Origin of the sequence: Tumidithrix helvetica PCC 7403, from assembly GCF_965232925.1 — a bacterium.
Classification (GTDB): domain Bacteria; phylum Cyanobacteriota; class Cyanobacteriia; order Pseudanabaenales; family Pseudanabaenaceae; genus Tumidithrix; species Tumidithrix helvetica.
Genome location: NZ_CBDDRA010000044.1, coordinates 1 through 24,945, shown reverse-complemented (window position 1 = coordinate 24,945; position 24,945 = coordinate 1). Strand labels below are relative to the sequence as shown.

The window sequence follows — 24,945 nt, the reverse complement described above, 5'->3', positions numbered from 1 at the left end:
GATGCAAAGATTCGCAAAGATTCAATAAGATACTGTGTAAACAAGTCCTGTATCTTAGAAGAATACATAAAGACTAAATTACAAAAAACAATTAATAACTATCGAAGGGAGCAACTTTACTATGCAGGATGCAGTAACTAGCCTGATAGGTGTTTATGATGCCACAGGACGTTATCTCGATCGAGATGCTATCGAACAACTTAACTCTTATTTTGCCACTGGTGCGGCACGACTGAAAGCAGCTTCAACAATTACTGCTAATGCAGCTTCTTTGGTGCGTCAATCTGGGGCACAACTATTTGAAGAATTGCCCGATTTGATTCGTCCAGGTGGCAATGCCTATACAACTCGCCGCTTTGCAGCTTGTTTGAGAGATATGGACTATTACCTCCGCTACGCAACCTATGCCCTCGTGGCAGGCAATAGCGACGTTCTAGACGAACGGGTACTACAAGGTTTGCGTGACACCTACAGTTCCTTAGGCGTAGCAACTGGATCTACGGTTCGAGGCATCCAGATCATGAAGGCAAAAGTCGTTGAGTTGGTGGGTGAAAATGGCGATTGGTTAACAGAACCTTTTGACCACATGAGCCGTGAGTTAGGCGAGAACAATATTTAAGTTTTATGTAGGGCTCCCGTTTCCGCTCGTAGGGGGGGGCGACATCTTGCTTGTACTGAACCAAGTCGAAGTATGTCTGCCCCATATACCTTAAGGTAGCTTTAGTTGTTGAGCCGCAGTAAAAAACTGGCGGCTCAATGCTTTTGTCAGAAAAAGTGTTGTAAGTAAATTTGCTGCCACGATCGCAAATAAAATTACTAACTGGTAGCGCGTTGCTAATAGGGGGGATACCCCACTCAAAATTTGCCCCGTCATCATGCCTGGTAGTGCCACCACCCCTGCCACCATCATGCCGTTGATACTGGGAATCATGGCAGCCTTGATTGCCTCTTTTTGATAGGTTGCGATCGCTTGCTGTGGTTTTGCACCCAGACAAAGTTGCGTTTCGATCGCATTGGCTTGCTGTGAAATTGACTTAGTTAGACGTTCCGCTGCGATCGCCGCACCGTTCATCGAATTCCCCAAAATCATGCCAGCTAGGGGAATTAAGTACTGCGGTTCGTACCAAACCCCAGGACGTACCACGATTGAGAGCGTGTAAGCCAAAATCCCCCCCGTGCCCAGTAAGACAGAACCCCAGACAATCGGAAGGGCATAGGGCACTTTTTTACCTATTCGATCTTTTGCCTCTTTGGCGGCGACAGTACTCATGAGCGCCAAAATGAATAGCACCGCCCATGCTTGTTTAATATCAAATACGGCATCGAGCAGATAGCCCACAATCGTCAACTGCACGACACTGCGAAGCGTTGCGATCGCCAAGTTAGAGGCTAAACCCAATTTTTGCCAAAAAGATAAGCTGATGGTCATTGCCATCAACCCCAGAGCCAAGGACATCTGCTCTAAACTAAGATCGACGGGTGGTACGAGCACAAATTTTTATCTCTATATTTTTGGCAGTGTTTTGTTAGGAAATTTTAACGATAACTAGAAATTCTCTAGCAACTCTCTAGAAATTCCCTAGAAATACCCAGTGGTATTGATTTCTGGTAGGTAATATTTAGTATCATAGTTGTCTGCAAAATTAACATTTGCTACGGCTTTTCCCTCATCCCCAAAATATTCATGAAAGACTGGCTGAAGCCTGCCCAAAGGCTAGGAAATCTCCCCCCCTATGTGTTTGCTAGGTTAGATGAACTAAAACTTAGAGCAAAAGCGCAAGGGCTAGATCTAATCGACTTGGGCATGGGTAATCCAGATGGGGCTACACCTGCACCTGTGGTTGAGAGCGCGATCGCGGCAATTCAAGACACCCGCAATCATGGTTATCCTCCCTTTGAAGGCACATCTAATTTTCGTCGTGCCATTACAGATTGGTATTACCGCCGTTACAATGTCAAGCTCGATTCGGAGGGGGAAGCTTTACCTCTGATTGGCTCTAAAGAAGGCTTAACCCACTTAGCCCTTGCCTTTATCGATCCAGGTGACTTAGTGCTCGTGCCCAGTCCCGCCTACCCTGCGCACTTTCGCGGTCCGTTAATTGCTGGGGCAGAGATTTACGAGCTCATTCTCAAACCTGAAAATGATTGGGTAATCGACCTCGATAGCATTCCTGAAGATATTGCACGAAGGGCAAAAGTTCTGTACTTTAACTATCCAAGCAACCCTACGGCAGCGATCGCCCCCCGCAAATTATTTGAAGACATCGTGGCGTTTGCCCAGAAATACCAAATTTTATTAGTGCATGACCTTTGCTATGCCGAACTTGCCTTTGATGGCTATCAACCCACCAGTTTGTTGGAGATTCCTGGTGGTAAAGATATCGGCGTAGAGTTTCATACCCTATCCAAGACCTACAACATGGCAGGATGGCGCGTGGGCTTTGTGGTGGGCAATCGTCATGTGATTCAAGGACTGCGAACGCTCAAAACCAATCTTGACTACGGCATCTTTTCAGCCATTCAGACCGCCGCAGAAACTGCTTTAAATCTGCCAGAATCCTATCTAGAGGCAGTCCGTTTTCGGTATCGCGAGCGACGGGATTTTTTAATTGACGGATTGGCAAAGTTGGGTTGGACAATTCCCAAGACCTACGCCACCATGTATCTCTGGGTTCCTTGCCCACCAGGTATGACTTCTACGGATTTTGCCCTTGATGTTTTACAGCGTACGGGGATTGTTTTGACCCCCGGTAGTGCCTTTGGGAAAGGCGGAGAAGGCTATGTGCGGATTAGTTTAATCGCTGACTGCGATCGCTTGGGTGAAGCCCTCGACCGCCTCAAACAAGCAGGGATACGCTATCAGTAAATTTTTTTCCAAATTTCTTAGATATGGCGAATATTCGCCAAAATCAGACGATTTCTTATCAAAATCACCCATATTTTTGAAAGATTTCTTAGTGGATTCGTTTTTTGAATTCACCATAATTTCCTGTTTTTAAATGATTGGCAGTTAAGATCGAGATTGGCTTTTATCACTTGCACTAAAGGTAGATTATGCAGTCTTTTTCATGAATTCTTAACGATAAGAATCGCTCCATTTCTTGCTGGCAAATTTAATTTATGTATTTTAAAATACTTATTTTTTTGACTGCTGCTATTAGTGACTCAGTCTCTCAGTCGTTGAGTTGCCTTAGTTTGCAAAGTTCTCTAGGAATACGATAAAGTTAGATTTTCTAATGTTAATTCCATAAGTACTTACAGAAAACGTATGGTTAATTCGTTCGTACTTTTGGTATCGTATAGGAACAAATATAAATATCATACGTAAAGTCACTATGGTATTTATAAGTCAATACTACATTTGGCGTAATCTTATCGAAAATCACTTTAATGATTAAGTACAATTCCTTAGAATTATTACGTACGATTTTTAAAGACAATTGACCATAAGAAACTGATAGGCTAGAAATCTAAAGGTTGTCTACCTTCGGTTACGTCAAACATTTACAAATCCCCTGCCAATATAAGCAAGATTCTAGTAAAGACAGCAACAGATGATATCCGACAACTTAACAACAAAATCCAAAGAGAACGGTAATTACTCCAGCTCTAGAGATGCAAGTTCCAGCGATCTAGTGAGCCGTGCTGAGTACTTTATGACTTTGCATAAAGAGTTAGATCGACTAGAGGAAATGCTCCTAGAAAGTGGTCCTCGGATTATGGGTCATACCGTAATTGATGAAGAAAGAGTATGCAAGCAAATTGACCAAGTGCGTTTGTCAGTCCCCGACTCGATCGCCAAAGCTGAAGAAATTCTTCAGTACAAGCAAGAGATTATGATTGAGGCAGAGCAATATGCCGATGAGATTGTCAAGGTCGCAGAGTTACGCGCAGCAAAGTTAGTAGAAGAGTCGGCAATTCTCCGGCAAGTCGATCTAGAAGCCAATCAACTGCGTCGTCGTACGCAAGAAGATTGCGAGGAAATGCGCGCCCAGACGGTCAATGAACTAACCCAACAACGCCGTCAAGCTCAAAAAGAAATTGAATCAATCCGTCAACATGTTTCAGCCGAAGTATCTGACCTACAACGTGGTGCAGATGAATATTGCGATCGCATTTTGGGCAATTTAGAATCCGATCTTCTAGACGCCCTCAAAATTGTGCAAAACGGTAGACAAGAGCTTCGGCATTAGTTCCATCTCGATCGACACCCTCATGATTGCCACGAGAATCGCGGTTACGTCGGATATTGACGGGATTCTTGACTTGCAGTCTGTCCATCTCTACACAAATTTGTCAGACGCAAAGCGCCTTGAGGGGTTTGTCACAACACCATTTAACCACCATTCTTTCTATACCCTTGCATTTTTGACCAAAGACGATAACGCTCGGGATTGATGGCAAGGATTAGGGATAGTCGAGATAGCTATTCTTAAGAATTCACAAATAATTCCTAACTTCTAGATACTCTCCGATTGGAAGCATGCTACAACTCTTGGTTTTAATCGTTTTAGGAGCGCTCGATCTATAACGATGGGAGGATTTTTTGCCATTCCCTGAGAATTTATACGCTCAGGCTTTTGATCGTGATAAGTTAAGTTTAGTTAAGAAAAATTTGAGCAAGAGGCTCTTCGAGTTTATGAAATCTTCATGGAAAACCATACTTCTGTGGTCTCTACCCATAGTCGTCATATTATTTTTTCTTTGGCAAACCCTTTTTTCGCGACCAGTGCAGCCTCAATTAAATATTAATGCCGCAAATACACGCATATCCTATAGCCGCTTTTTAGAATACCTTGACGAACATCGCGTTCGGAAAGTAGACATTTTTGATGGTGGGCGGACAGCGATCGTCGTAGCAACTGACCCACAATTAGAGGGCAAAGAACAGCGTGCCAGAGTTGACCTACCTCTTTATGCACCTGAACTGATGGGTAAGTTAAATGAGAATAAAGTCGATTTAGCTGTTTATCCTCCCAGTAATAATGGCGCTTTTTGGGGATTTATCAGCAACTTGATTTTCCCGATCGCCTTGATTGCTGGCTTGTTTTTCCTATTTCGTCGTTCTAATCAAATGGGCGGTCCAGGTCAAGCCATGGATTTTGGCAAATCTAAAGCTCGTTTCTCGATGGATGCTCAGACTGGTGTGAAATTTGATGATGTCGCAGGCATCGAAGAAGCTAAAGAAGAATTGCAGGAAGTGGTGACATTCCTAAAGAAACCCGAACGCTTTACCGCAGTGGGAGCCAAAATTCCTAAAGGCGTATTGTTGATTGGACCTCCTGGGACTGGTAAGACCTTGCTAGCAAAAGCGATCGCTGGCGAAGCAGGCGTACCCTTTTTCTCTGTCTCTGGTTCTGAATTCGTCGAGATGTTTGTGGGTGTAGGTGCTTCCCGCGTTCGCGATCTATTTAAAAAAGCGAAGGAAAGCGCTCCTTGCATCATCTTTATTGACGAAATTGATGCGGTCGGTCGCCAACGTGGCGCAGGCATTGGCGGTGGTAATGACGAACGCGAACAAACCCTCAACCAAATTCTCACGGAAATGGATGGGTTTGAAGGCAATACAGGCATCATTATCATTGCGGCAACCAACCGTCCCGATGTTCTAGATACAGCCTTACTTCGTCCCGGTCGCTTCGATCGCCAGATTTCCGTCGATCCTCCCGATATTAAGGGTCGCTTGCAGGTATTGAACGTGCATGCCAAGGGCAAAAAGATTAGTCCTGAAGTTTCTCTAGAAGCGATCGCGCGTCGCACTCCCGGGTTCTCAGGGGCAGACCTTGCCAACTTACTGAACGAAGCAGCTATTCTCACCGCCCGCCGTCGCAAAGATGCGATCGCGATGTCAGAAATCGATGATGCGGTGGATCGCGTGATCGCTGGCTTGGAAGGAAAGGCTTTGGTAGATAGTAAGAACAAGCGCTTGATTGCCTATCATGAAGTCGGTCACGCGATCGTTGGTACTTTGATTAAAGAACACGATCCCGTACAAAAAGTGACGCTGATTCCACGCGGACAAGCGGCTGGGCTGACTTGGTTCTCTCCTTCCGACGAGCAGTTCTTGATTTCTCGCTCTCAAATCCTTGCTAGAATCACGGGTGCTTTGGGTGGTAGGGCTGCTGAGGAAGCTGTTTTTGGCAGTCAAGAGATTACCACAGGGGCAGGCAACGATTTGCAACAGGTGACGGGTATGGCGCGGCAAATGGTAACTCGCTTTGGTATGTCTGATATTGGGCCTCTGTCGCTGGAAGGTCGCAATAATGAAGTCTTCTTAGGACGCGATTTGATGTCTCGCTCTGAATTTTCAGAAGAAATCACCGCACGCATCGACCAGCAAGTTCGCGAAATTGTCCAGGCCTGTTATCAAACTGCCTTACAAATCATGTACGAAAATCGTGCTGCGATCGATCGCGTTGTCGATATTCTCGTGGATAAAGAAACCATCGATGGCGAAGAATTCCGTCGCGTGATTTCTGAGTACACCACAGTCCCTGAAAAAGAACGTTTCGTTCCTGTCCTATAATTTTTGAATATCGTTTCAAGAATCAATTCCCAAAAAGGTGGACAGAAATGTCCACCTTTTTTATTTCCTTTAGTTCGGGATCGAAAAACATGAGATTCCCTATCTTTGGTGAAATTCTTTACATCTCCTCTAAATCTCAAATCATTCTAAATAAACAATACCTTCGCCAAATCAAAGGGTATCTGCAAACGAAGGAATAGGGTGGATAGCCCCTAAGTTAGCAACATTGGTAAAAATAGACGCCAATAAAATAGGGTCTGGTTTTTGCGGAAGTAATTTCAGGACTTCCTGCACATACTTGAATCCACGAAACCCTGCCTTCAGATCCAGAATACTCAACTCCTGATTGGTATGGCGAAAATCCTGTAAGAGACGGTGAGAGAGACTCATACCATTTTCAAAAAATGATGCAACGCATCTTTTTGAAAAGACCGCGCTCTGCGCGGAACTCAAACCTCGATCTGTTGCAAATTCAAGTGAAATTGGTATCACCATAAAAAGCGATAAATTAGCAGCCTTGGTGACACCTACTTCAGAGGTTTGCATAAAATCTTCCACCCCCCAAAACTGCTTGGCATCACGGAAGTTAAGTTCAAATGGAAAACTGGAACTTTAACCCAAAAAGATGAAAACTGCCGTAATTAAAATTAGTATGTGCCCTATCTTCTGTAATTTGGCAACTCAGGCTACCATAGCTCTATGATTGGTCAACTACTAGACAGACGTTACCGCATCGTTCGCAGCTTGGGCTCAGGGGGCTTTGGGCATACCTATCTGGCTCAAGACCTGAAGATTCCGGGTGAGCCTGTTTGTGTGGTCAAACATCTCAAACCTGCCAGCACAGACCCCAACTATCTGCAAATTGCCAGCCGTCTCTTTACAAGTGAGGCAACAACGCTTGCAAAACTCGGGCATCACGACCAGATTCCACGCTTACTAGCTTATTTTGAGGAAAATCAAGAGTTTTACCTCGTCGAAGAATTTATCGAGGGACATTCGCTTAACGATGAGATCCAAACAGGTAGAAAATACAGTGAAACTGAGGCGGTTCAAATTCTGGTTGATGTTTTAGAGGTCTTGGCATATGTCCATAGTCAAGGTGTAATTCATCGCGATATCAAGCCTGATAATTTGATCCGTCGTCAGAGCGATCGCAAGTTAATCCTGATTGATTTTGGTGCAATTAAGCAGGTCCAGAGCCAATTAATCGTGCAACAGGGACAGATCAGCGCCACCGTCGCGATCGGGACACCTGGGTATATGTCCTCTGAGCAGGGACAAGGAAAACCTCGCCCCAGTAGCGATCTCTTTGCCCTAGGTATGATTGGGATTCAGATTTTAACGGGGTTAAGCCCTCGCAAGATTCCAGAAGATAAGCAAACGGGTGAGTTGAGTTGGCAGCATTTGGTCGCTGCCCAAACTGGACTTGTGGAAGTTTTGACCAAGATGACACGCTATCACTATAAAGATCGCTATGAAACCGCAACGGAAGTTCTACAGGTTTTGCGACAGGTGACTTCGCCCTATCTTCCCACTCAATCCCCCATTCAATCCCCAATTCAGTCTCCTGCTCAACCCCTATCCCAGCAAGTCACCCAATCTGTACTTGAGTCTACTTACATTTCACCCCAGCCGATTCCACCCATCCTTTCTGCGCCCCAGCCCCAGCCACTTCCTTTGCCCGTTCAAACGCCTTCTCCAGATCCAACTGCCTCACAAGCTCCGACACAGCAGGTTCCCAATCTCATCCCTCAGCCTTTTCTCCAGCCCACACAAGAAACGCGTTCTCAATCAGGGAATAAAGGACTATTTCTTGGATTATGGGTAGGAGCCATGCTCTCCGCGATCGCTGTGGGTGTTCTATTCGCAACCAGAGGCAATCAACAGGCGATCGCACCCACTCCAACCACCCCAGCCAAGACAACTCCAATTTCCGAATTACCTACCCCAAAGCCTTCTGCCACAGCAACAGCAACACTAACGCCCACACCTGAGCGATCGACCCCGATTGTAGAACCGACGAATACACCTGTTGTCGTGACACCTACGCCAGTTCCCACAAATCCTTCTAAAGATGCTGGTACGCTCCAAGTTCTCACCGAAGCAAAAGCCATAAGCCGCATTAGAGAATTGGTCTCGGCTAAGCGTCAAATGTTTGCCCCGCCTTTCGATCGCGCTAGACTTGCCGAACTAACCACAGGCGATGCCTATGAAAAGCGCAGCGGTTCGATTGACTGGTTGCAAAATAATAATGCTTACTACGAATTTGGTGCCTTTGCGGTGAAGCCCGCAGGAGATTTTCAAAGAGAAGGCGATCGGGCGCTGGTTACGGTAGAGATCGTTGAAGCGCCAACATTGTATGTAAATGGTCAGATCGATCGCTCACAATCACTCCCCTCTCAGGGCAAATATCGCTGTGAGCTGCGTTTTGAGAATGGCAAGTGGAAGATTTCCAACTTAATTAAGCTCGATTAAATTTCACCTGAGTTATCGCCTATTGAACTGTTTTGGTCTAAGGTCAAGGCTATCTCCTGCGTTCTATAGCTCCTAGGACTAAAGATGAACTTCATGATGCGATTACTGAGGCATTTAATGCTGCTTCTCGTTCTGATATCTCTGGTTGGTTTGCGGAGTGCGATGCCCGTACTGTTCTCATTTGAAAACCGCTATATCACAAAAGCTGTTTTGCTCGAAGCAGTTCGCGGCGTAGAAACTCACAGCTTTAGCTTTTGGGATGCACAAATCTGGGCAACGGCAAGGATCTATCAAATTTCAGAGATATTTAGTGAAGACTTCAACACAGGATCTACTGTTGAAGCAGTTTCATTCTTTGACCCTTTTAAAGATAGATGACGTTGCGATCGCACAGAATTCAAATTGGCATGTAAATTAAGCAACTGTGTGACCTGCGGCAGCGATCGCAGCTTTAATTTCGTCCTCACTAATTTGAGCTTGAACCGATACGATCTTGGTCGTAGCATCGCCTGTCACCGTGGCAGTGGGATCGACAGACTGGATTGCCTTAGTGACCGTATCCACACAGCCCGAACAGGCGATCGATGGAACCTTTAACTCAATTGACATAAAGTGATTCTCCGATATGTAGAAGTTCTAATTTGAAGGTTCTCTTAGAATACAGGACATAGGCAAAACTGATTACCCTATGACCGTTAATTCTATCAGCCAGGAATCAATTCTACCCGAGAAGATAGACGGTAAATCGAATGGCTATGGATATACTTATAAGAGTGTAAAACATTTAACAAAACTGGATTTAACAAAACCTTGAAATCTGCGATCGCCAAGCTCTCGCCCGAGCAAACCTTAGACAATTTGTTAACCCAAGCCAAAACCTGCACCGAGTCTGCCGAGGCTTACTATCTCAGCACCGAAGATACACCGATTGAGTTTGAAAACAATCGGCTCAAAAGCCTACAAACAAAAGCACAGCAGGGGGTAGCTTTACGGGTAATTGCCCATGGCAAAATTGGGTTTGCCAGCTCTACGGATTTATCTCGCCTTGACGATCTTGTTGCTGCCGCAGTTCAAACCGCAGAGATCGGTGAGCCTGCCGATTTTGAATTTGCCTCAGAAGCCATCCCCTCTAATACTACCTCTGAAGCTGAATTGAGCCCGCAACCGACAACCGATCGTCTAGTTACCATCGGCGATCGCCTCATCAGCCAAGTCAGAGCATACAATCCTGAGATTTTAGTTAACGTCGATTTCCATCTTCGATCGCGTCTCACCGCAATCGCCACCAGCTTAGGTGTGATGGCAACAAGGCGCAATCACACCACCAGTTCTAGCTTGGGTGGCAACTTGGTCAAGGGCGAAGATTTTCTTCAAGCCTATAGCTATGAAGTCGTGCGTCAGGGCGAGCCTGATTACGATCGCCTTGTAGAACAGGTAATTCAAAAATATCGATGGTCGGAATCCCTAGCCCAAGTTCGCAGTGGCACTTTACCCGTGTTATTTACACCTAGAGCCGTAGCTAGCACGATTGGGGGATTATTTGATACCGTCCTCTCTGGGCAAGCGATCGCGCAAAAAGCCTCTCCCCTCGCTGATAAATTGGGGCAAACCCTGTTCGATCGGCGTTTGACCATATTTGAAGACCCTGCCCTCGGCGTTTCGGCTTGTGGTTTTGACGATGAAGGTACGCCTACTTCAGCCAAAACATTTGTCAACCAAGGTGCGGTAGAATGCTTTTATTGGGATAGGCGTTGGGCAGCAAAGGCTGAAAGGCGATCGACAGGCAATGGTTTTCGAGGAGGGTTATCTCGCCCTTTCCCTAACACGATCAACCTCTGCATTGCGCCAAGTAAGACGAGCTATGCCGATCTGATCGCGCAGATGGAGGAGGGGTTAATTGTCGATCAAGTTTTGGGGGCTGGTCAGTCCAATCAACTGGCAGGTGAGTTTTCAGTCAACCTTGACCTTGGCTATAAAGTGGAACGAGGCAAGATCGTAGGGCGTGTAAAAAATACCATGGTAGCTGGCAATATTTTTTCAGCCTTTAAAGAGTTGATAGATTTGAGCAGCGAAACAGAATGGGTTGGTGGTGGTGCGCTGGTTCCAGCAATTCTCTTTGCCCAATTGGGAGTAGCAGCTCGCAGTTAATTGTATCGTTTAGGGCTCAACAGGTAATGCAAACTTGGGTTATACCTACAGTAGATCGTCTCTATGCAGGAAATTTTAGATCAAATTGATTTAATCCAAGAACACTTAGATGCTGTGGTTGTCGTAGATCGTGCAGGAATTGTTCGCTATGCTAACCATGCTGCTGAAGTTTTGTTTAATCGCAGAACTAAAGAATTGATTGGAGAAGAATTTGGTTTACCAATCATAGCTGGAGAAAGAACAGACATAGATATTCTTCATGCCAATGGTCAAATGATAACCGCCGAGATGCGAATTTTTGAAACGCAAAAGGATGGAGAAGTTACCTATATCATTGCTTCCTTACGAGATATTACCGAGCGCAAACGGACTGAAGAGTGGCTGCGTTATCAGAACGAACGAGAACGCCTACTTGGGACGATTGCCCTTAAGATTCAACGAGAACTTAACCTCGACCAGATTTTAGCGGTCTCTGTGGAAGAATCTCGTCATCTATTGCAAGCAGATCGGGTACTCATTTATCGATTTCATCCAGATTGGAGCGGCACATTTGTGGTTGAGTCTGCCATGAATCAAGCGATCGCCATTTTGGGTGAAACGATTTACGATCCTTGTTTTGACCCAGATCGAATTGCTAAGTACTATCATGGTGCCTACAGCAGTGTTAATGACGTCGAGACTGAGCCAATTAGCGAGTGTTACAAGCAATTACTGCTTGGGTTTCAGATTCGAGCCAACCTCGTGGTGTCGATTGGATTTGGTGATCGATTGTGGGGGTTGTTGGTTGCCCATCAGTGCTACGAACCTCGGAAATGGCAACAATTTGAAATCGAATCCCTTCAGAAAATTGCTAACCATGTGTCGATTGCGATTCAACAAGCCGAGTCGTTTACCCGCATTCAAGAACTAAATCGCAATCTAGAAAGGCAAGTCGAAGAACGCACAACACAACTAGAGAATAGTCTAGAGGAACTTAAGCGATCTTTACAAAAGGAAAAGGAACTGCATGAGTTAAAGTCACAATTTGTGGCAATGGCATCCCATGAATTTCGTACGCCGCTTGCAACCATTCAAGTAGCAAGCGATCTACTGCGGCATTACAGCGATAGAATGTCTGAAGAGAAAAAACTCACCCACTTTGATAAAATTCAACAGGAGATCAGAAATATGACTGCCCTGTTAGAAGAGTTGTTAACGATTGGCAAGGTCGAGTCAGGTCGATTGGCTGTAAAACCTCAAGAGGTTCAATTAGAGAGTTTTTGCAAAAATGCGATCGAGGAAATTCGCTTTATGGCAACAGAGCAGCATAGCTTAGAATTTAAGAAGCTGTGTAAACAAGAAACCTGTATTACTGATGCCAACCTTGTGCATAAAATTTTAACAAACCTGCTTTCTAATGCGATCAAATATTCTCCGATGGGTGGCGCGATCGTGTTAACTGTCATACAGCCATCTGAGCAACCCGATCGCCTTGCGTTTCAAGTCTCCGATTCGGGCGTGGGGATTACTCTTGCAGACCAAGCCCACATCTTTGAGCCGTTTTTCCGCGCTCGTAATGTGGGCAAGATCTCTGGCACTGGTTTGGGCTTGGCGATCGCCATGGCATCGACAGAGTTGCTTGGTGGCACAATCAGCGTGCAAAGTGAGGTTGACACTGGCACAACGTTTACCTTCTTACTTCCGGTTCAGTTATGACTACAATTTTAGTAATTGAGGATATCGATGCACTCCGTGAAGAAATTATGGAGACATTGACCTATGAGGGGTTTAATGTTTTGGGGGCAGAGAATGGCTTGGTGGGTGTACATATGGCTCAGACCCATTTACCCAACTTGATTATCTCGGATGTGGCGATGCCAGAGCTAGATGGATATGGAGCCTTGAGCATTTTGCGACAAAATCCTGAAACGGGCATGATTCCGTTTGTTTTCTTGACAGCAAAAGCCGAAAAAGCTGACATGCGTCAAGCCATGCAATTAGGTGCAGACGATTACTTAACTAAGCCCTTTACCTCTGAGGAGCTTCTGGGGTCGATCGCTGCCCGCCTCCGCAAATATAATGCGATTAAAGAACACTATCAAGAAGAGAGCGATCAAGCTGCTGTCAAACTAGAGAACCTATCCCACTATGACGAGATCACGCAACTGCCCAATCGGATTTTGTTCCATAGTTTGCTGAGAGATTCTATTCTGCATTCGCAACTCAATCACAAGCAAATCGCCTTACTCTTGTTAGAGATTGACAACTTTAATATCATTAATAACTCCTTGGGCTATGATATTGGCGATCGCGTATTTAAAAGCCTTGCTGAGAGGTTGCGAAGACATGTAGCTCCCTCTGATGTTGTGGCTCGCCTCAGGGGGGATGAGTTTGCGATCATCCTTGCTGACACAATAAGTATCGATCAGGTCAAACAAAAAGTTCAAAAAATTCTAGATTTGCTTGCCAAACCATTTAGCCTGAGCGATCAGAACATCTTTATCACGACCAACATTGGCATCACGCTCTACCCTCACGACCAACATGAAGCGGATGAATTGATCAAAAGTGCCGATCTTGCCATGTATCATGCCAAAGCTCAAGGCAGAAATTGCTATCAGTTTTATAGTTCTCAACTCAACACGCAATCTTCCGAATACATGGCGTTGGCAAATAGCCTCCATCAAGCGTTCGATCGCCATGAGTTTCGGATCCACTACCAACCTCTACTCGATCTAAAAACTAAGCAAATTGTTGGCGCTGAAGCATTAATTCGCTGGCAACACCCTGAGTTGGGTTTAGTTGCGCCTGGTAAATTTATTCCGATCGCTGAAGAGACAGGGTTAATTGTCCGTTTAGGTGAACTCGTAATTACATCTGTCTGTCAGCAGATTCAGGCTTGGCACCAAAAGGAAATCCCCCATGGTCGGATTGCCATCAATCTCTCGGGTCAGCACTTTCGTTTGCAAGATAACCTGCGGCAAACGGTCGCCAAAAATTTAAGAGATTACCATGTTGCCCCCCATTACCTAGAAATTGAACTAACTGAAAGTGAGATCATGCAAAATAGCGATCGCACGATTCAAGTTCTTTCTGAACTACGAAAAATTGGTGTCCAAATTGCGATCGATGATTTTGGTACGGGCTATTCCTCCTTGAGTTATCTCAAGCATTTTCCCGTTGACACGCTAAAAATCGATCGCTGTTTTGTCCAAGATGTCACCACCGATCGGCATGATGCCGCTATTACGATCGCCATGATCGAGCTAGCCCATAATTTATCGTTGCGTGTCGTTGCTGAAGGCGTTGAGACGGAAGAGCAGTTGGATTTTTTAACAAGAAATGGCTGCGATCGCATGCAAGGCTATTTGTTTAGTCGTCCTGTGCCCCCCGAAGAATTTGAAAATATGTTGATTGAGCATAAACACTTATAGTGGTTTTATCGTGGTTTGACGGGTATGCTATAGATCGAACCCAATAATTCATTGTTTGTTCATACTTAACATCCACCAACCATCAGCTTGCAACCTACATGAGTAATTCAAAACGAGCCCTCCTAACAGGAATTACTGGACAAGATGGTTCCTATATTTCGGAACTTTTGTTGTCTAAAGGATATCAAGTTCACGGCATTGTACGTCGCGCCTCTACAATTAATACCGATCGCATCGATCACATCTATCAAGATCCCCACCTACCAGAGACTAAACTATTTCTGCACTATGGCGATCTCACAGATGGGACGACGCTCAGACGCATTTTAGAAGCAGTTCAACCCCACGAAATCTACAATCTAGGAGCACAATCTCACGTACGCGTGAGTTTTGATTCGCCCCAATACACGGTAGACACCGTAGGTATGGGAACGCTACGTTTGCTAGAGACCATTCGCGAATATCAGCAACGCACAGGGAATGAGGTGCGATTTTATCAGGCTGGCTCCTCAGAAATGTATGGCTTGGTGCAGGCAGTTCCTCAAAACGAACAAACGCCTTTCTATCCGCGTAGTCCCTATGCCTGTGCTAAGGTCTATGCCCACTGGCAAACGATCAATTATCGCGAGTCTTACAACTTATTTGCCTGTAATGGCATTCTATTCAATCACGAAAGTCCTAGGCGGGGGGAAACTTTTGTAACCCGTAAGATTACGAGGGCGATCGCTTGCATCGTTGCGGGGAAACAAAAAAAGCTGTTTATGGGGAACCTCGATGCCAAACGAGACTGGGGCTATGCCAAAGACTATGTAGAAGCGATGTGGTTGATGTTGCAACAGCCCGAACCTGATGATTATGTGGTTGCGACAGGTGAGACCCATTCCGTTCGCGAGTTTTTAGAACTTGCCTTTGCCCATGTCAATCTCAATTGGGAGGACTATGTGGAAATCGACCCTCGTTACTTCCGTCCTGCCGAGGTGGAATTGTTGTTAGGCGATCCTACAAAAGCACGGCAGAAGCTAGGATGGGAGCCTAAGGTAACCTTCAAAGACTTGGTTCGCCTGATGGTCGATGCCGATATGCAGGCATTGGGACTAGAAACACCCAATGGAAGTCCCTCAGAGGATATTGCCACGTTGCGTCAAAATTCTGGCACTGCAAATTGGTAGAGAAGTACCCCTTCTTAGCCCTTCTCAAAGGGAAAGGGAAGCAAACTTCCGATTTTCCACTTAGGAAAGTTGCTTTGCGGCTAGTGTAAGGGGGAATTAAAGGGGGTAATCTTGACCTATTTGTATATGGGTCAAAGACATTGAGCGAATTTTAGCGAACTATTGAAGATTAAATGAGGAATCAAGTGAGTAACCTAAGTACGCAAAAAATTTTAGTCACAGGCGGTGCTGGCTTTTTAGGACAGCAGGTCGTCGCACAGCTATTGGCAGCAGGAGCAAACAAAGACCTAATTTCGATTCCGCGATCGCGCGACTACGATCTGCGGTCTCTATCTGTTTGCGAGCAGGTCGTACGAGAGCAGCAAATCGTGATTCATCTTGCCGCGCATGTTGGTGGGATTGGCTTAAATCGTGAAAAACCCGCCGAATTGTTTTATGACAATTTGATTATGGGAACCCAGCTCATCCATGCTGCCTATCAAGCAGGCGTGCAGAAGTTTGTCTGTGTGGGAACGATCTGTGCCTATCCTAAATTTACGCCTGTTCCTTTTAAAGAAGACGATCTTTGGAATGGCTACCCCGAAGAAACCAATGCGCCCTATGGGGTCGCCAAAAAAGCACTACTCGTGCAATTGCAATCCTACCGCCAGCAATATGGTTTTAATGGTATCTATCTATTGCCAGTGAATTTGTACGGACCTGCGGATAACTTCGATCCTAAGAGTTCCCATGTGATTCCTGCGTTGATTCGTAAAGTCTATGAGGCGCAGCAACAGGGCGATCGCAAGCTTTATGTTTGGGGAGATGGGACACCCACCCGCGAATTCATTTATTCGGAAGATGCGGCGCGTGGCATTGTCATGGGAACCCAACATTATAACGAAGCCGATCCTGTAAATCTAGGAACAGGCTATGAAATTTCGATCAAGACCCTGATCGAGCTGATTTGCGAATTAATGGGATTTGATGGGGAAATTGTTTGGCAAGTCGATCAGCCTAACGGTCAGCCCCGTCGCTGTCTTGATATTGAGCGTGCTAAGCAAGCTTTCGGATTTACGGCTCAGGTCGATTTCCGTCAGGGGCTAAAAAATACAATCGACTGGTATCGCCAAAACGCAGACTAGAACAGAACGATCGTTCGCAGGGGCAGTTCCATCGGAGGCTTTCGCATGCCTGTCCCATGCGATCTAGGCTTTTACAGGAGCATGTTCGATGAGGCAATAGGGGCGACTATAGCTGAGCGGCATCTCTAAGGCATGGCTGGCAAGAAATTTAGCATTACTCAGTACGGTTTCGGTATGACCATCATAGGCGATCTGCCCTTGGCTTAGTACAACGGTACGATCGCATATCTCTAGGGCTAAATCTAGATCGTGGGTCGCAATCAGTTGGGTCACAGGCAAGCTCTGTAATAGCTCGATCAACTGGCGGCGCGATCGCGGATCGAGCTGTGCAGAAGGTTCATCAAATACCAGCACCTGCGGCTGCATGGCGATTACCCCTGCGATCGCCACCCGCTTTTTTTCGCCCCCCGATAGATTTTGAGACTGGCGATGTCTATAGATTTCTAGATCTAAACCTACGGCTGTCATAGCTTGGTGCACGCGGAAATCGAGTTCGCGATCGCGATGCCCCTGATTCATCGGGCCAAAGGCGACATCTTCCCAGACAGTAGGCATGAACAACTGATCGTCGGGATTTTGAAACACCAAACCCACAAAGTTTCGCACCCAGCGCAGATTTTTGGAATTGACTGATTTCTCGCCAATACTCACACTTCCTTGCTGCGGCAGTAATACCCCATTGAGGTGCAGCAGCAGTGTTGATTTCCCCGAACCATTTGCACCCACGAGTGCTACGCTTTCTCCTGCCCGAATCGATAAATTCACACCTCGAAGGGCTTGCGTGCGATCGCTATAGGTATAACTAAGATTCTCGATATCAATGGGATTATGGTGCATAGGAAAGCTGTTTTGTCTTTAAATTCTAGGTTTCACGATAGTTACCTGAGATCGTCTCAGATGATTACCAGAGCGACTATTTCACATCCTATGCAAGAATTATGCGTGATTAAATCCACGATCCTAATTAAAATTGGGATCAAATTGAATAGCTGCCTTTAATAATTACTTTTTCTGTAAGATCGGGAGGTAGAGGTTTATCGAAGTAATAACCTTGGGCAAATTCACAACCAATCTGCTTGAGATACATCACCTGCTCAGCAGTTTCAACCCCTTCAGCGACAACGTCCATTCCTAATTGATGCGCTAGAGTAACGATCGCTTGTACGATCAAAGACTGATGAGAGTGCTCTAGATTGCCGTCTTCGATGATGCTAATAAAGGAGCGATCGATTTTAAGCGTCTTAACTGGAAAGCGATGGAGATAGTTGAGAGAGGAATAGCCCGTGCCAAAATCATCAATACAGAGTTGAATTTCTCGCTCCTTAAGCTGTTTGAAAATCAAGTCTGCCGATTCAGCATTATCCATAATTGCGGTTTCGGTAATTTCTAGCTTTAGCATACTGCCGTTAACACCTGTATCAGAAAGAATGCGATCGATGCGCTCCATTAGATCGGGGAGTGAAAACTGTTTGACAGAGAGGTTAACGTTAATCCTAACAGAGAATTGTTTGCCAAACTTTTCTTGCCAAGCTTTGATTTGACGACAGGCTTCTTGCAATGTCCATTCCCCAATTTGGGCAATCAGTCCAGTCTCCTCAGCAACGGGAATAAATTTGGATGGAGAGATAAAGCCTTCTGTAGGATGATTCCAGCGAATCAGTGCTTCAAAGCCAGCCAGATCGCCAGTGGCTAAGGAAATGACAGGCTGATAGTAGAGCATAAATTGTTGTTGCTCTAGGGCTAAGCGTAAATCTGTCTGTAATTCAAAGGCTTTGCGCGTAAAAATATGCATATCGGGATGAAAGACCTGATAGCAAGCTTTCCCCTTTTCTTTCGCTTGATACATGGCTGTATCGGCATCCCGTAAAATTGTATCGGGCAGATCGTAACTTGGATGACCAAAAACAATGCCAATACTGACATTGATGAAAATCTCTTTGTCTCCTAAGATAAAAGGACCTGTATTGAGGGATTCTAGAATGTGGTTTGCAACATCGAGCGCATCCTTAGGATCGTCTATCTCTTCCAATAATATTGAGAACTCATCGCCACCAAAGCGTGCCACACTATCTACAGAACGAATGATTTGCTTGAGCCGATCGGCAAACTCTACAAGCAACATATCGCCCAACAGATGTCCGAGCGATTCATTGATCAACTTAAAGCGATCGCAGTCGAGAAATAAAACAGCGAAGCGATAATCGGAACGATATTTGATCCGTTTCAGCGATTGTGCGAGTCGTTCGATAAACAGCGATCGATTGGGTAAATCTGTGAGGGGATCGTGGAAAGCTAAATGCTGTAATTGTTTTTGAGTTGAGACATGCTTTTGAATTTCTTGCTCTAATTGAGCGGTTCTTAGCTTTACACGTTCTTCAAGGTCGGTATTTAATTTTCTGATCTCAGCTTTTGCCGCTAGCAAAGACATTTGATTTTCTACACGCACGAGCACCTCTCGCAATTGCAAGGGTTTTGTCATGTAGTCTACGCCCCCTACTTCAAATGCCTTGACCTTGTCTAGGATCTCGTTGAGGGCACTTAAAAAAACTATAGGAATATCTTGCGTTGTTGGATCTGCTTTAAGCTGTTGGCAAACCTCATAGCCATTAAGGTCGGGCATTTTGATGTCTAAGAGGATTAAATCTGGAGCAAATATTTTTGCTGCAGTTAGTCCTGCCATGCCGCAATTTGCAGCTTCTACTTCATACCCCCAATTGGGCAGAAAATCCATTAAAAGCGCGATGTTAGTGGGTGTATCGTCAATAACTAAAATTTTGCCTTTAACGATATCTGCTGACTCATCCATAAAATGTGGCATTAAGTGGAGGAATTGCGATAAACAATCCTAATTTATTTTGCAAGAGGAGTAACCATAGGATTATAGGTTGGGGCTTAGATCGAAGCATCCCCCACGCCGTTCACCCAATTGGGTGATGTTGTAGAATTTTGAGGACTTACTCGTAAAGATTTAGCAATCTTTGTCGATCTCGTACAAATACACATTGATTTGGAGTTATATAGACCTCAATGCTTTGAATTATTGCACCTTTACTAAGAAAGAATTTTGGTAACTCTTGCTACTAAGATGCGATGTTAAGATGCAATTAGCAAACAATATATAACGCTCCTAAATAAGTTGTAAATTTGTAGCATAGGCATCTTGCCTGTATGGGCTGGAAACTCGTACTACGTTCGCAAACAATTAAGGATCGCTATAGTTAAATGCAAATTAGGTTAAAAAATTGATTAGCCAGTTTTAAATTCTCTTTTAACTTCACAGGTGTCCCATACGCATCATGACTTTAGCTTACGTCAAACCGTCTTTGACTGATTCCTCTATAGACTCCTCCGCAACATCCCTAGCCGATCGAGTAAGAGCTGACTTTCCAATTTTAGACCAAGAAGTAAATGGCAAACCCTTGATCTATTTTGATAACGCGGCAAGTTCCCAGAAACCGATCGCAGTTCTCAATGCATGGCGCAGTTATTACGAGCATGATAACGCCAACGTGCATCGCGGCGCACATACCCTCAGTGGTCGTGCTACGGATGCCTATGAAGGGGCAAGAGAGAAGGTCGCTAAGTTTATCAATGCGCGATCGCCGCAAGAAATCGTTTATACCCGCAATGCTAGTGAAGCGATCAATCTGGTTGCCTATGCTTGGGGCTTAGATAGCTTGCAAAAAGGCGATGAGATTATCCTCACGGTCATGGAGCACCACAGCAACATTGTGCCCTGGCAGTTGATCGCACAGAGAACTGGGGCTGTCCTGAAATTTGTTACTCCTACAGAAACAGGCAAGTTTGACCTAGAGCAGTACAAATCCTTACTGAGCGACAAGACGAAACTGGTGTCTGTGGTTCATGTCTCCAACACCTTAGGCTGTATCTCACCTGTCGTAGATATTATTCAACTGGCGCATGCTAAGGGGGCTAAGGTTCTCATTGATGCCTGTCAGAGCATTCCACATATGCCCATTGACGTGCAGGCAATGGATTGCGATTGGTTGGTAGCATCTGGACACAAAATGTGTGCGCCTACGGGAATTGGGTTCCTGTATGGCAAATTAGATCTGCTGCGTTCGATGTCACCGTTTATGGGCGGTGGTGAGATGATTGCCGAGGTCTTTCTCGATCGCTCTACCTATGCCGACCCACCTCACAAATTTGAAGCAGGTACGCCTGCCATTGGCGAAGCGATCGCCCTAGGTGCGGCTGTGGATTATCTCACTGCGATCGGAATGGATAAAATTCATGACTACGAGCAAGAATTAACTTCATACCTGATCGAACAATTACAGCAAATTCCTGACTTGACTATCTATGGACCTCTGACAAACAGGGCAGGTTTGGCTGCTTTTACGGTGAAGGGCGATATTCATGCCAATGATATTGCGGCAATGTTAGATCAATCAGGTGTCGCAATTCGGTCGGGGCATCATTGCACGCAACCCTTACATCGCTATCTCGGTATTAGTGGAACGGCAAGGGCAAGTCTGTATTTCTACAATACCAAGTCAGAGATTGACGGATTCATTGCCGCTCTCAAAGATGCGCTGAGTTTCTTTCATAGCGTTATGAGCTAGTTTTTTACTAGGATAACTTCAGCTTGGGATAAGAAAACCTCAAACGCTATACATCCCAAGGAATCCCCCCAGTCCCCTTTGCAAAAGAATGGAACACTCATCTTCCCTTTTGTAAGGGGGATACTCAATAGGGGTGACTCATTCTGCTTTCAACTCAAAGCCTTTATCCGTATCGTCGGTAAGTACTGCTTTCCCCCTCACAGCAGTATTGTTGGGCACTTCGTTGGTCACCGTATATTCGCCCTGACTGTAGCGCAAATAGGAATAGCTAAGCGGATAACCACCACCTGCGGTACGACGAATTAAATCTTTCCAACCGTTGGTCTTTTGGTTGGTGACAATAATCGGCTTGCGACTGACGGGGATATTGCCAATTAAACGATAGCCTTGGGCATCAGGTTGAAAAATCATCAAGGTGCAACCCCCAGTACCGCAGAAATAGGAGCTTTGGGGATAGACGATCGCTTCAGGCTTCCCATCTCCATTCAAGTCTATCAGGCTGTAAGAGTAAGTAGCAGGGCGCGTAAATTTATTCCGAACAGCGTCTACATAGCTGGGGGAGGCTTGGCGAATTGCGGTTTCTAGTGCTGGAATAGGTTTGCTCTCTGAGGCTACAAATTGCAACTGCGTGAAGGTAATTCCCCGCACCGATCTTATGATGGGGGGAGATTTTGCCTGTGCGGTTTGGGGAAGCAGCATTCCTAATGCTAAGAATGGGATAAGGCTAAGTTGACGAATTACACCTGCTGTTTTGGGCATAGTTTCCTCTTCAATCGGCATTCTATTCCCTTAATTTTAGCCTTGATTTGCGATCGCGCAGCCAAGCATTCAAATCAGCAATTATAACTGGTCGTTATTCTCAAGATTCAAAGTAGGAGGAGATGGATTTCTTAAAACTTGCAAGGGAAGAACATTACTTTCAGTTCCGTCAACAAATAAGCTGACCCATACCGATCCATGCTCAGTTCCAATACTTGGAATTTTAGATGGAAGCTTAAATTTAACTGTGTTTTCATTCCAAGACGTGATAGCTTCTGAGTCAATTAACCTGTGGTTTATCGCAACAAGTCTATTTGTAGTGTCCCTTTTTTTTAGGTTTTGACCGTAGATAGTTATGACTTTCTCAACTTCGCTAACAGGAGGAACTAAGCTACTTAGTCGAGGGAAAATGCCTTGATTTTCACTATTTAAATGCTCGGAAACCAGATTCATAGTCAAATTCATGGAATTTTCAATACGATCGACGGTTTGATCGATCTCTTCATTGCTTATAATTCCTTCAGCAACATATTGGCTTTGAATATAAGTACCATTCAGGTTCAGTTCCCAAATAAAACTGGTAAAAGCAGTTTCGGCTTGAATTAAGTTTGACATGGCATTTTGAATGCGTTTGAGGGGATCGTTGACCATTTGAACGATTAGACCAGAAAGTCCACCAATTCCTGCTAACCCGCCAGCAACACGCTTTGCTTCATTCTCACCATTTATGCTTATAAACACACCACCTGTAAGCATAATTATTCCTGCGGCAAAAACCGCTACATTCAAACCTTGCAGCATCCACAGAGTTTTTTTCGCTTCTTGGACTGCTCCTTTTAATATGCTAGCTGCCTCTTCGCTACGTGCCTTTGATGGCTCTAAATAATACTTAGCTAATAAATCTTGACGAGCCGTTCTCGTTCGTTCTTCGCCAACTACAGCTTGGGCTAAAGCATCTACAGCAAATGTCCCGCCAACATTTCCTAAAACACGAGCCATACTCTCACGAATTTCGATATCAGATTCTTTGGGTAATCTACGTGCCAGTGCTGGTACAGCATGTTTTCGTAGTTCTTCTTTGATGTTTTCGTATTCTTTAGAAGCGGTAGCAAAAAATCTATCATCGCTCATATCAGCCAACTGCCGAGCAATACGTTTTTGTACTTGCAGCTTAAAATTGTCTATCTCCTCTTTTACAAGTATTTCAAGGATTTTTTCAGCTAATTGCCTATCAGCTTGTTTTTTATCAAATTCCGATCTAATTTGCTCTGAATAGTTACTAGGTTGCTCCTTAATTGAACTCAACCACTCTCTTAAGCCTTCAAGACTTTTCTGCTGAGCAGGAGGTAGGAGAGTCCCAAATGTAGGCTTCAAGCAGTCTAGGTTTTTTTCAGACTCTATAATTTTGTTACGAATTTTAATTTTGAAATCATCTTTTGCCTGCCAACCTTGCTCAAGCTGGTTTACAAGAGGTATTACAGCATGAGTGGTAGTACGTATTTTGTCAGCAGTTATTCTTACTAGAGATGCTTTATCGGTATCAAGATCGACAATCCATTGTATCCATAAATCGACAATAAATTGTAGGTTTTCATCTCTTTCATTAGCATCCGCTTCAATTAGATTTTGAATATAAGCAATTTGTTCAGTAAATGTTTTTGTTTGGAATATTTCTAGAACTTCTTTCTTTTTTTCATCCTCGCTTTGATTCGAATATTCCTGTGGATGCTCTATTTGATCTAACTGATTTAATTGATTTAATGCATTTTTTGCAAGCGATTGAATATCAGACCCAGAAGAACCAAAAGCTTGCTTACTTAGTACTTGCTTTATTTGTTTATGAAGATTAGGTGGTAAGTCGTTATCAGATAATACATTTTGTAACCATCCTATAGTTTTTATTTTTGTGTTGTAATCCCCATCATTTATAGCTTCAATAATAATATTTGAAATAACTTCTTTCACTTCATTAGAAGATTTCCACTTTTCTACTAAAACACTGCTTAGATTACTTGAGTTTCTGAATTTTATCCATCCAAAAATTAACCCATACTTCTGTTCGGTTAAGAATCGATTATTCAGTATAATATTGTCGATTAGTCTATCTTTGTTCTCTGTTATCTCATAAATCACATCAAAAATCTGATTGCTAACAAAATCAGTTTTTTGACATTTATAGAGAGAATCCCAAAGAGCTTTTTCCAGTTTATTTTTATCTTCTGGCGAGACGTTTAAATCTTTTATTAGTTTGAAAGGTAATAATTTAGGATTATCACCTTCTAGCAGATTTATGCATTTTTGTAATACTTCTGACTTATCTTCTTCTGTGATAATTGCATTGATGGTTTTTATCAAATCTTCTTGTGTGATAATTGTATTGGCGGCATTGAAGGCTTTTATCAAAATCAAATCTTCTTCTAAATACACATTATTAGCAGCAAGATCCAGTAATTTATCGAGAGATTCAATTGCGTCAGAACCAAATTTAGCAAGTTCTTTTAATGCAAATTTTTTTATTGCAATAGATGGATGGTCGATACTGATAATTAAATTTTGCAATAATGATTTTCGATCTTGTCGGAGAATATTTGTAATCGCAGCGAAGGCACTTTCAGATATCTCATTGGGAGCATCTCAATTAGGCACTGAGTAAATATACTTAGGGGCATAGAAATAACCGTTGAGGTAAGCACAACGATGCTTCAAGACTTGAGCAACATTGTGACGGTTCCATTGAGCACCAGA

At 44.3% G+C, this 24,945-nt stretch carries 20 protein-coding genes; 13 read left to right on the top strand and 7 right to left on the bottom strand.

From position 1 onward, the window contains the following. The first annotated feature begins 121 nt into the window (after nucleotides 1–121). On the top strand, nucleotides 122–619 hold the full coding sequence (apcB, locus tag ACP2WE_RS24670) for an allophycocyanin subunit beta (RefSeq protein ID WP_425218174.1): 498 nt from the start codon (nucleotides 122–124) through the stop codon (nucleotides 617–619). A 90-nt stretch (nucleotides 620–709) separates the two neighbouring features. On the opposite strand, the gene ACP2WE_RS24665 is transcribed toward apcB, so the two are convergent. Next, complete coding sequence (locus ACP2WE_RS24665; protein ID WP_425218185.1) at nucleotides 710–1,456, bottom strand: ABC transporter permease; 747 nt, start codon at nucleotides 1,454–1,456, stop codon at nucleotides 710–712. Between the two features lie 228 nt (nucleotides 1,457–1,684). Between ACP2WE_RS24665 and ACP2WE_RS24660 the strand changes: the two genes are divergently transcribed. From ACP2WE_RS24660 to ftsH, 4 genes are all read left to right on the top strand, one after another. Further along, nucleotides 1,685–2,866, top strand: a complete 1,182-nt coding sequence (locus tag ACP2WE_RS24660) for an aspartate aminotransferase (protein WP_425218173.1) — start codon at nucleotides 1,685–1,687, stop codon at nucleotides 2,864–2,866. A 790-nt stretch (nucleotides 2,867–3,656) separates the two neighbouring features. Beyond that, nucleotides 3,657–4,193, top strand: a complete 537-nt coding sequence (locus ACP2WE_RS24655; protein WP_425218172.1) for an ATP synthase subunit B family protein — start codon at nucleotides 3,657–3,659, stop codon at nucleotides 4,191–4,193. A 22-nt stretch (nucleotides 4,194–4,215) separates the two neighbouring features. Then, on the top strand, nucleotides 4,216–4,398 hold the full coding sequence (locus ACP2WE_RS24650) for a hypothetical protein (RefSeq protein ID WP_425218171.1): 183 nt from the start codon (nucleotides 4,216–4,218) through the stop codon (nucleotides 4,396–4,398). Between the two features lie 241 nt (nucleotides 4,399–4,639). Further along, the gene (gene ftsH / locus ACP2WE_RS24645) at nucleotides 4,640–6,526 is read left to right on the top strand and encodes an ATP-dependent zinc metalloprotease FtsH (RefSeq protein WP_425218170.1); all 1,887 of its coding nucleotides are present in this window, start codon (nucleotides 4,640–4,642) and stop codon (nucleotides 6,524–6,526) included. Nucleotides 6,527–6,697: 171 nt separating this feature from the next. Here the strand turns inward: ftsH and ACP2WE_RS24640 are convergent, their stop codons facing one another. After that, nucleotides 6,698–7,072, bottom strand: a complete 375-nt coding sequence (locus ACP2WE_RS24640; protein ID WP_425218169.1) for a hypothetical protein — start codon at nucleotides 7,070–7,072, stop codon at nucleotides 6,698–6,700. A 153-nt stretch (nucleotides 7,073–7,225) separates the two neighbouring features. On the opposite strand from ACP2WE_RS24640, the gene ACP2WE_RS24635 reads away from it, so the two are divergent. Both ACP2WE_RS24635 and ACP2WE_RS24630 read left to right on the top strand, forming a co-directional pair. Further along, entirely contained in the window at nucleotides 7,226–9,001 is a 1,776-nt protein-coding gene (locus tag ACP2WE_RS24635; RefSeq protein WP_425218168.1) for a protein kinase domain-containing protein, read from the top strand. A 93-nt stretch (nucleotides 9,002–9,094) separates the two neighbouring features. Then, entirely contained in the window at nucleotides 9,095–9,379 is a 285-nt protein-coding gene (locus ACP2WE_RS24630; protein ID WP_425218167.1) for a hypothetical protein, read from the top strand. Nucleotides 9,380–9,415: 36 nt separating this feature from the next. Here the strand turns inward: ACP2WE_RS24630 and ACP2WE_RS24625 are convergent, their stop codons facing one another. Further along, on the bottom strand, nucleotides 9,416–9,610 hold the full coding sequence (locus ACP2WE_RS24625) for a heavy-metal-associated domain-containing protein (RefSeq protein WP_425218166.1): 195 nt from the start codon (nucleotides 9,608–9,610) through the stop codon (nucleotides 9,416–9,418). Between the two features lie 201 nt (nucleotides 9,611–9,811). Between ACP2WE_RS24625 and ACP2WE_RS24620 the strand changes: the two genes are divergently transcribed. The 5 genes from ACP2WE_RS24620 to ACP2WE_RS24600 all read left to right on the top strand — a co-directional run bounded on the left by ACP2WE_RS24620 (nucleotide 9,812) and on the right by ACP2WE_RS24600 (nucleotide 16,855). Beyond that, nucleotides 9,812–11,149, top strand: coding sequence for a TldD/PmbA family protein (locus tag ACP2WE_RS24620; RefSeq protein ID WP_425218165.1), 1,338 nt, complete (start codon nucleotides 9,812–9,814; stop codon nucleotides 11,147–11,149). A 63-nt stretch (nucleotides 11,150–11,212) separates the two neighbouring features. Next, on the top strand, nucleotides 11,213–12,844 hold the full coding sequence (locus tag ACP2WE_RS24615) for a sensor histidine kinase (RefSeq protein WP_425218164.1): 1,632 nt from the start codon (nucleotides 11,213–11,215) through the stop codon (nucleotides 12,842–12,844). Then, nucleotides 12,841–14,562 carry an EAL domain-containing response regulator gene (locus ACP2WE_RS24610; RefSeq protein WP_425218163.1) on the top strand — a complete coding sequence of 574 codons (1,722 nt, stop codon included), beginning with the start codon at nucleotides 12,841–12,843 and terminating at the stop codon, nucleotides 14,560–14,562. Before ACP2WE_RS24615 ends, ACP2WE_RS24610 begins: the two co-directional genes overlap by 4 nt. Before the next feature lie 98 nt (nucleotides 14,563–14,660). Next, nucleotides 14,661–15,731 carry a GDP-mannose 4,6-dehydratase gene (gene gmd, locus ACP2WE_RS24605; RefSeq protein ID WP_425218162.1) on the top strand — a complete coding sequence of 357 codons (1,071 nt, stop codon included), beginning with the start codon at nucleotides 14,661–14,663 and terminating at the stop codon, nucleotides 15,729–15,731. Nucleotides 15,732–15,916: 185 nt separating this feature from the next. Beyond that, nucleotides 15,917–16,855: a GDP-L-fucose synthase family protein gene (locus ACP2WE_RS24600; protein ID WP_425218161.1), complete on the top strand. Its 939-nt coding sequence runs from the start codon at nucleotides 15,917–15,919 to the stop codon at nucleotides 16,853–16,855. A gap of 63 nt (nucleotides 16,856–16,918) precedes the next feature. On the opposite strand, the gene ACP2WE_RS24595 is transcribed toward ACP2WE_RS24600, so the two are convergent. Beyond that, nucleotides 16,919–17,692 carry an energy-coupling factor ABC transporter ATP-binding protein gene (locus tag ACP2WE_RS24595; protein WP_425218160.1) on the bottom strand — a complete coding sequence of 258 codons (774 nt, stop codon included), beginning with the start codon at nucleotides 17,690–17,692 and terminating at the stop codon, nucleotides 16,919–16,921. A gap of 139 nt (nucleotides 17,693–17,831) precedes the next feature. Continuing rightward, complete coding sequence (locus ACP2WE_RS24590) at nucleotides 17,832–19,661, bottom strand: two-component system response regulator (protein ID WP_425218159.1); 1,830 nt, start codon at nucleotides 19,659–19,661, stop codon at nucleotides 17,832–17,834. 490 nt (nucleotides 19,662–20,151) lie between these two features. On the opposite strand from ACP2WE_RS24590, the gene ACP2WE_RS24585 reads away from it, so the two are divergent. Beyond that, complete coding sequence (locus ACP2WE_RS24585; RefSeq protein WP_425218158.1) at nucleotides 20,152–21,441, top strand: SufS family cysteine desulfurase; 1,290 nt, start codon at nucleotides 20,152–20,154, stop codon at nucleotides 21,439–21,441. Nucleotides 21,442–21,579: 138 nt separating this feature from the next. Here ACP2WE_RS24585 and ACP2WE_RS24580 read toward each other — a convergent pair whose 3' ends face one another. Continuing rightward, a complete protein-coding gene (locus tag ACP2WE_RS24580; RefSeq protein ID WP_425218157.1) occupies nucleotides 21,580–22,200 on the bottom strand; it encodes a COG3650 family protein in 621 nt (206 codons plus the stop codon). A gap of 81 nt (nucleotides 22,201–22,281) precedes the next feature. Beyond that, the gene (locus ACP2WE_RS24575; protein ID WP_425218156.1) at nucleotides 22,282–24,759 is read right to left on the bottom strand and encodes an IPT/TIG domain-containing protein; all 2,478 of its coding nucleotides are present in this window, start codon (nucleotides 24,757–24,759) and stop codon (nucleotides 22,282–22,284) included. Nucleotides 24,760–24,945: the final 186 nt, after the last annotated feature.

Bases quoted from the DNA above. Each gene is read 5' to 3' on its own strand.
- apcB (WP_425218174.1), top strand. From the start codon at position 122: ATGCAGGATGCAGTAACTAGCCTGATAGGTGTTTATGATGCCACAGGA.
- ACP2WE_RS24665 (WP_425218185.1), bottom strand. From the start codon at position 1,456: ATGTCCTTGGCTCTGGGGTTGATGGCAATGACCATCAGCTTATCTTTT.
- ACP2WE_RS24660 (WP_425218173.1), top strand. From the start codon at position 1,685: ATGAAAGACTGGCTGAAGCCTGCCCAAAGGCTAGGAAATCTCCCCCCC.
- ACP2WE_RS24655 (WP_425218172.1), top strand. From the start codon at position 3,657: ATGACTTTGCATAAAGAGTTAGATCGACTAGAGGAAATGCTCCTAGAA.
- ACP2WE_RS24650 (WP_425218171.1), top strand. From the start codon at position 4,216: ATGATTGCCACGAGAATCGCGGTTACGTCGGATATTGACGGGATTCTT.
- ftsH (WP_425218170.1), top strand. From the start codon at position 4,640: ATGAAATCTTCATGGAAAACCATACTTCTGTGGTCTCTACCCATAGTC.
- ACP2WE_RS24640 (WP_425218169.1), bottom strand. From the start codon at position 7,072: ATGCAAACCTCTGAAGTAGGTGTCACCAAGGCTGCTAATTTATCGCTT.
- ACP2WE_RS24635 (WP_425218168.1), top strand. From the start codon at position 7,226: ATGATTGGTCAACTACTAGACAGACGTTACCGCATCGTTCGCAGCTTG.
- ACP2WE_RS24630 (WP_425218167.1), top strand. From the start codon at position 9,095: ATGATGCGATTACTGAGGCATTTAATGCTGCTTCTCGTTCTGATATCT.
- ACP2WE_RS24625 (WP_425218166.1), bottom strand. From the start codon at position 9,610: ATGTCAATTGAGTTAAAGGTTCCATCGATCGCCTGTTCGGGCTGTGTG.
- ACP2WE_RS24615 (WP_425218164.1), top strand. From the start codon at position 11,213: ATGCAGGAAATTTTAGATCAAATTGATTTAATCCAAGAACACTTAGAT.
- ACP2WE_RS24610 (WP_425218163.1), top strand. From the start codon at position 12,841: ATGACTACAATTTTAGTAATTGAGGATATCGATGCACTCCGTGAAGAA.
- gmd (WP_425218162.1), top strand. From the start codon at position 14,661: ATGAGTAATTCAAAACGAGCCCTCCTAACAGGAATTACTGGACAAGAT.
- ACP2WE_RS24595 (WP_425218160.1), bottom strand. From the start codon at position 17,692: ATGCACCATAATCCCATTGATATCGAGAATCTTAGTTATACCTATAGC.
- ACP2WE_RS24590 (WP_425218159.1), bottom strand. From the start codon at position 19,661: ATGGATGAGTCAGCAGATATCGTTAAAGGCAAAATTTTAGTTATTGAC.
- ACP2WE_RS24585 (WP_425218158.1), top strand. From the start codon at position 20,152: ATGACTTTAGCTTACGTCAAACCGTCTTTGACTGATTCCTCTATAGAC.
- ACP2WE_RS24580 (WP_425218157.1), bottom strand. From the start codon at position 22,200: ATGCCCAAAACAGCAGGTGTAATTCGTCAACTTAGCCTTATCCCATTC.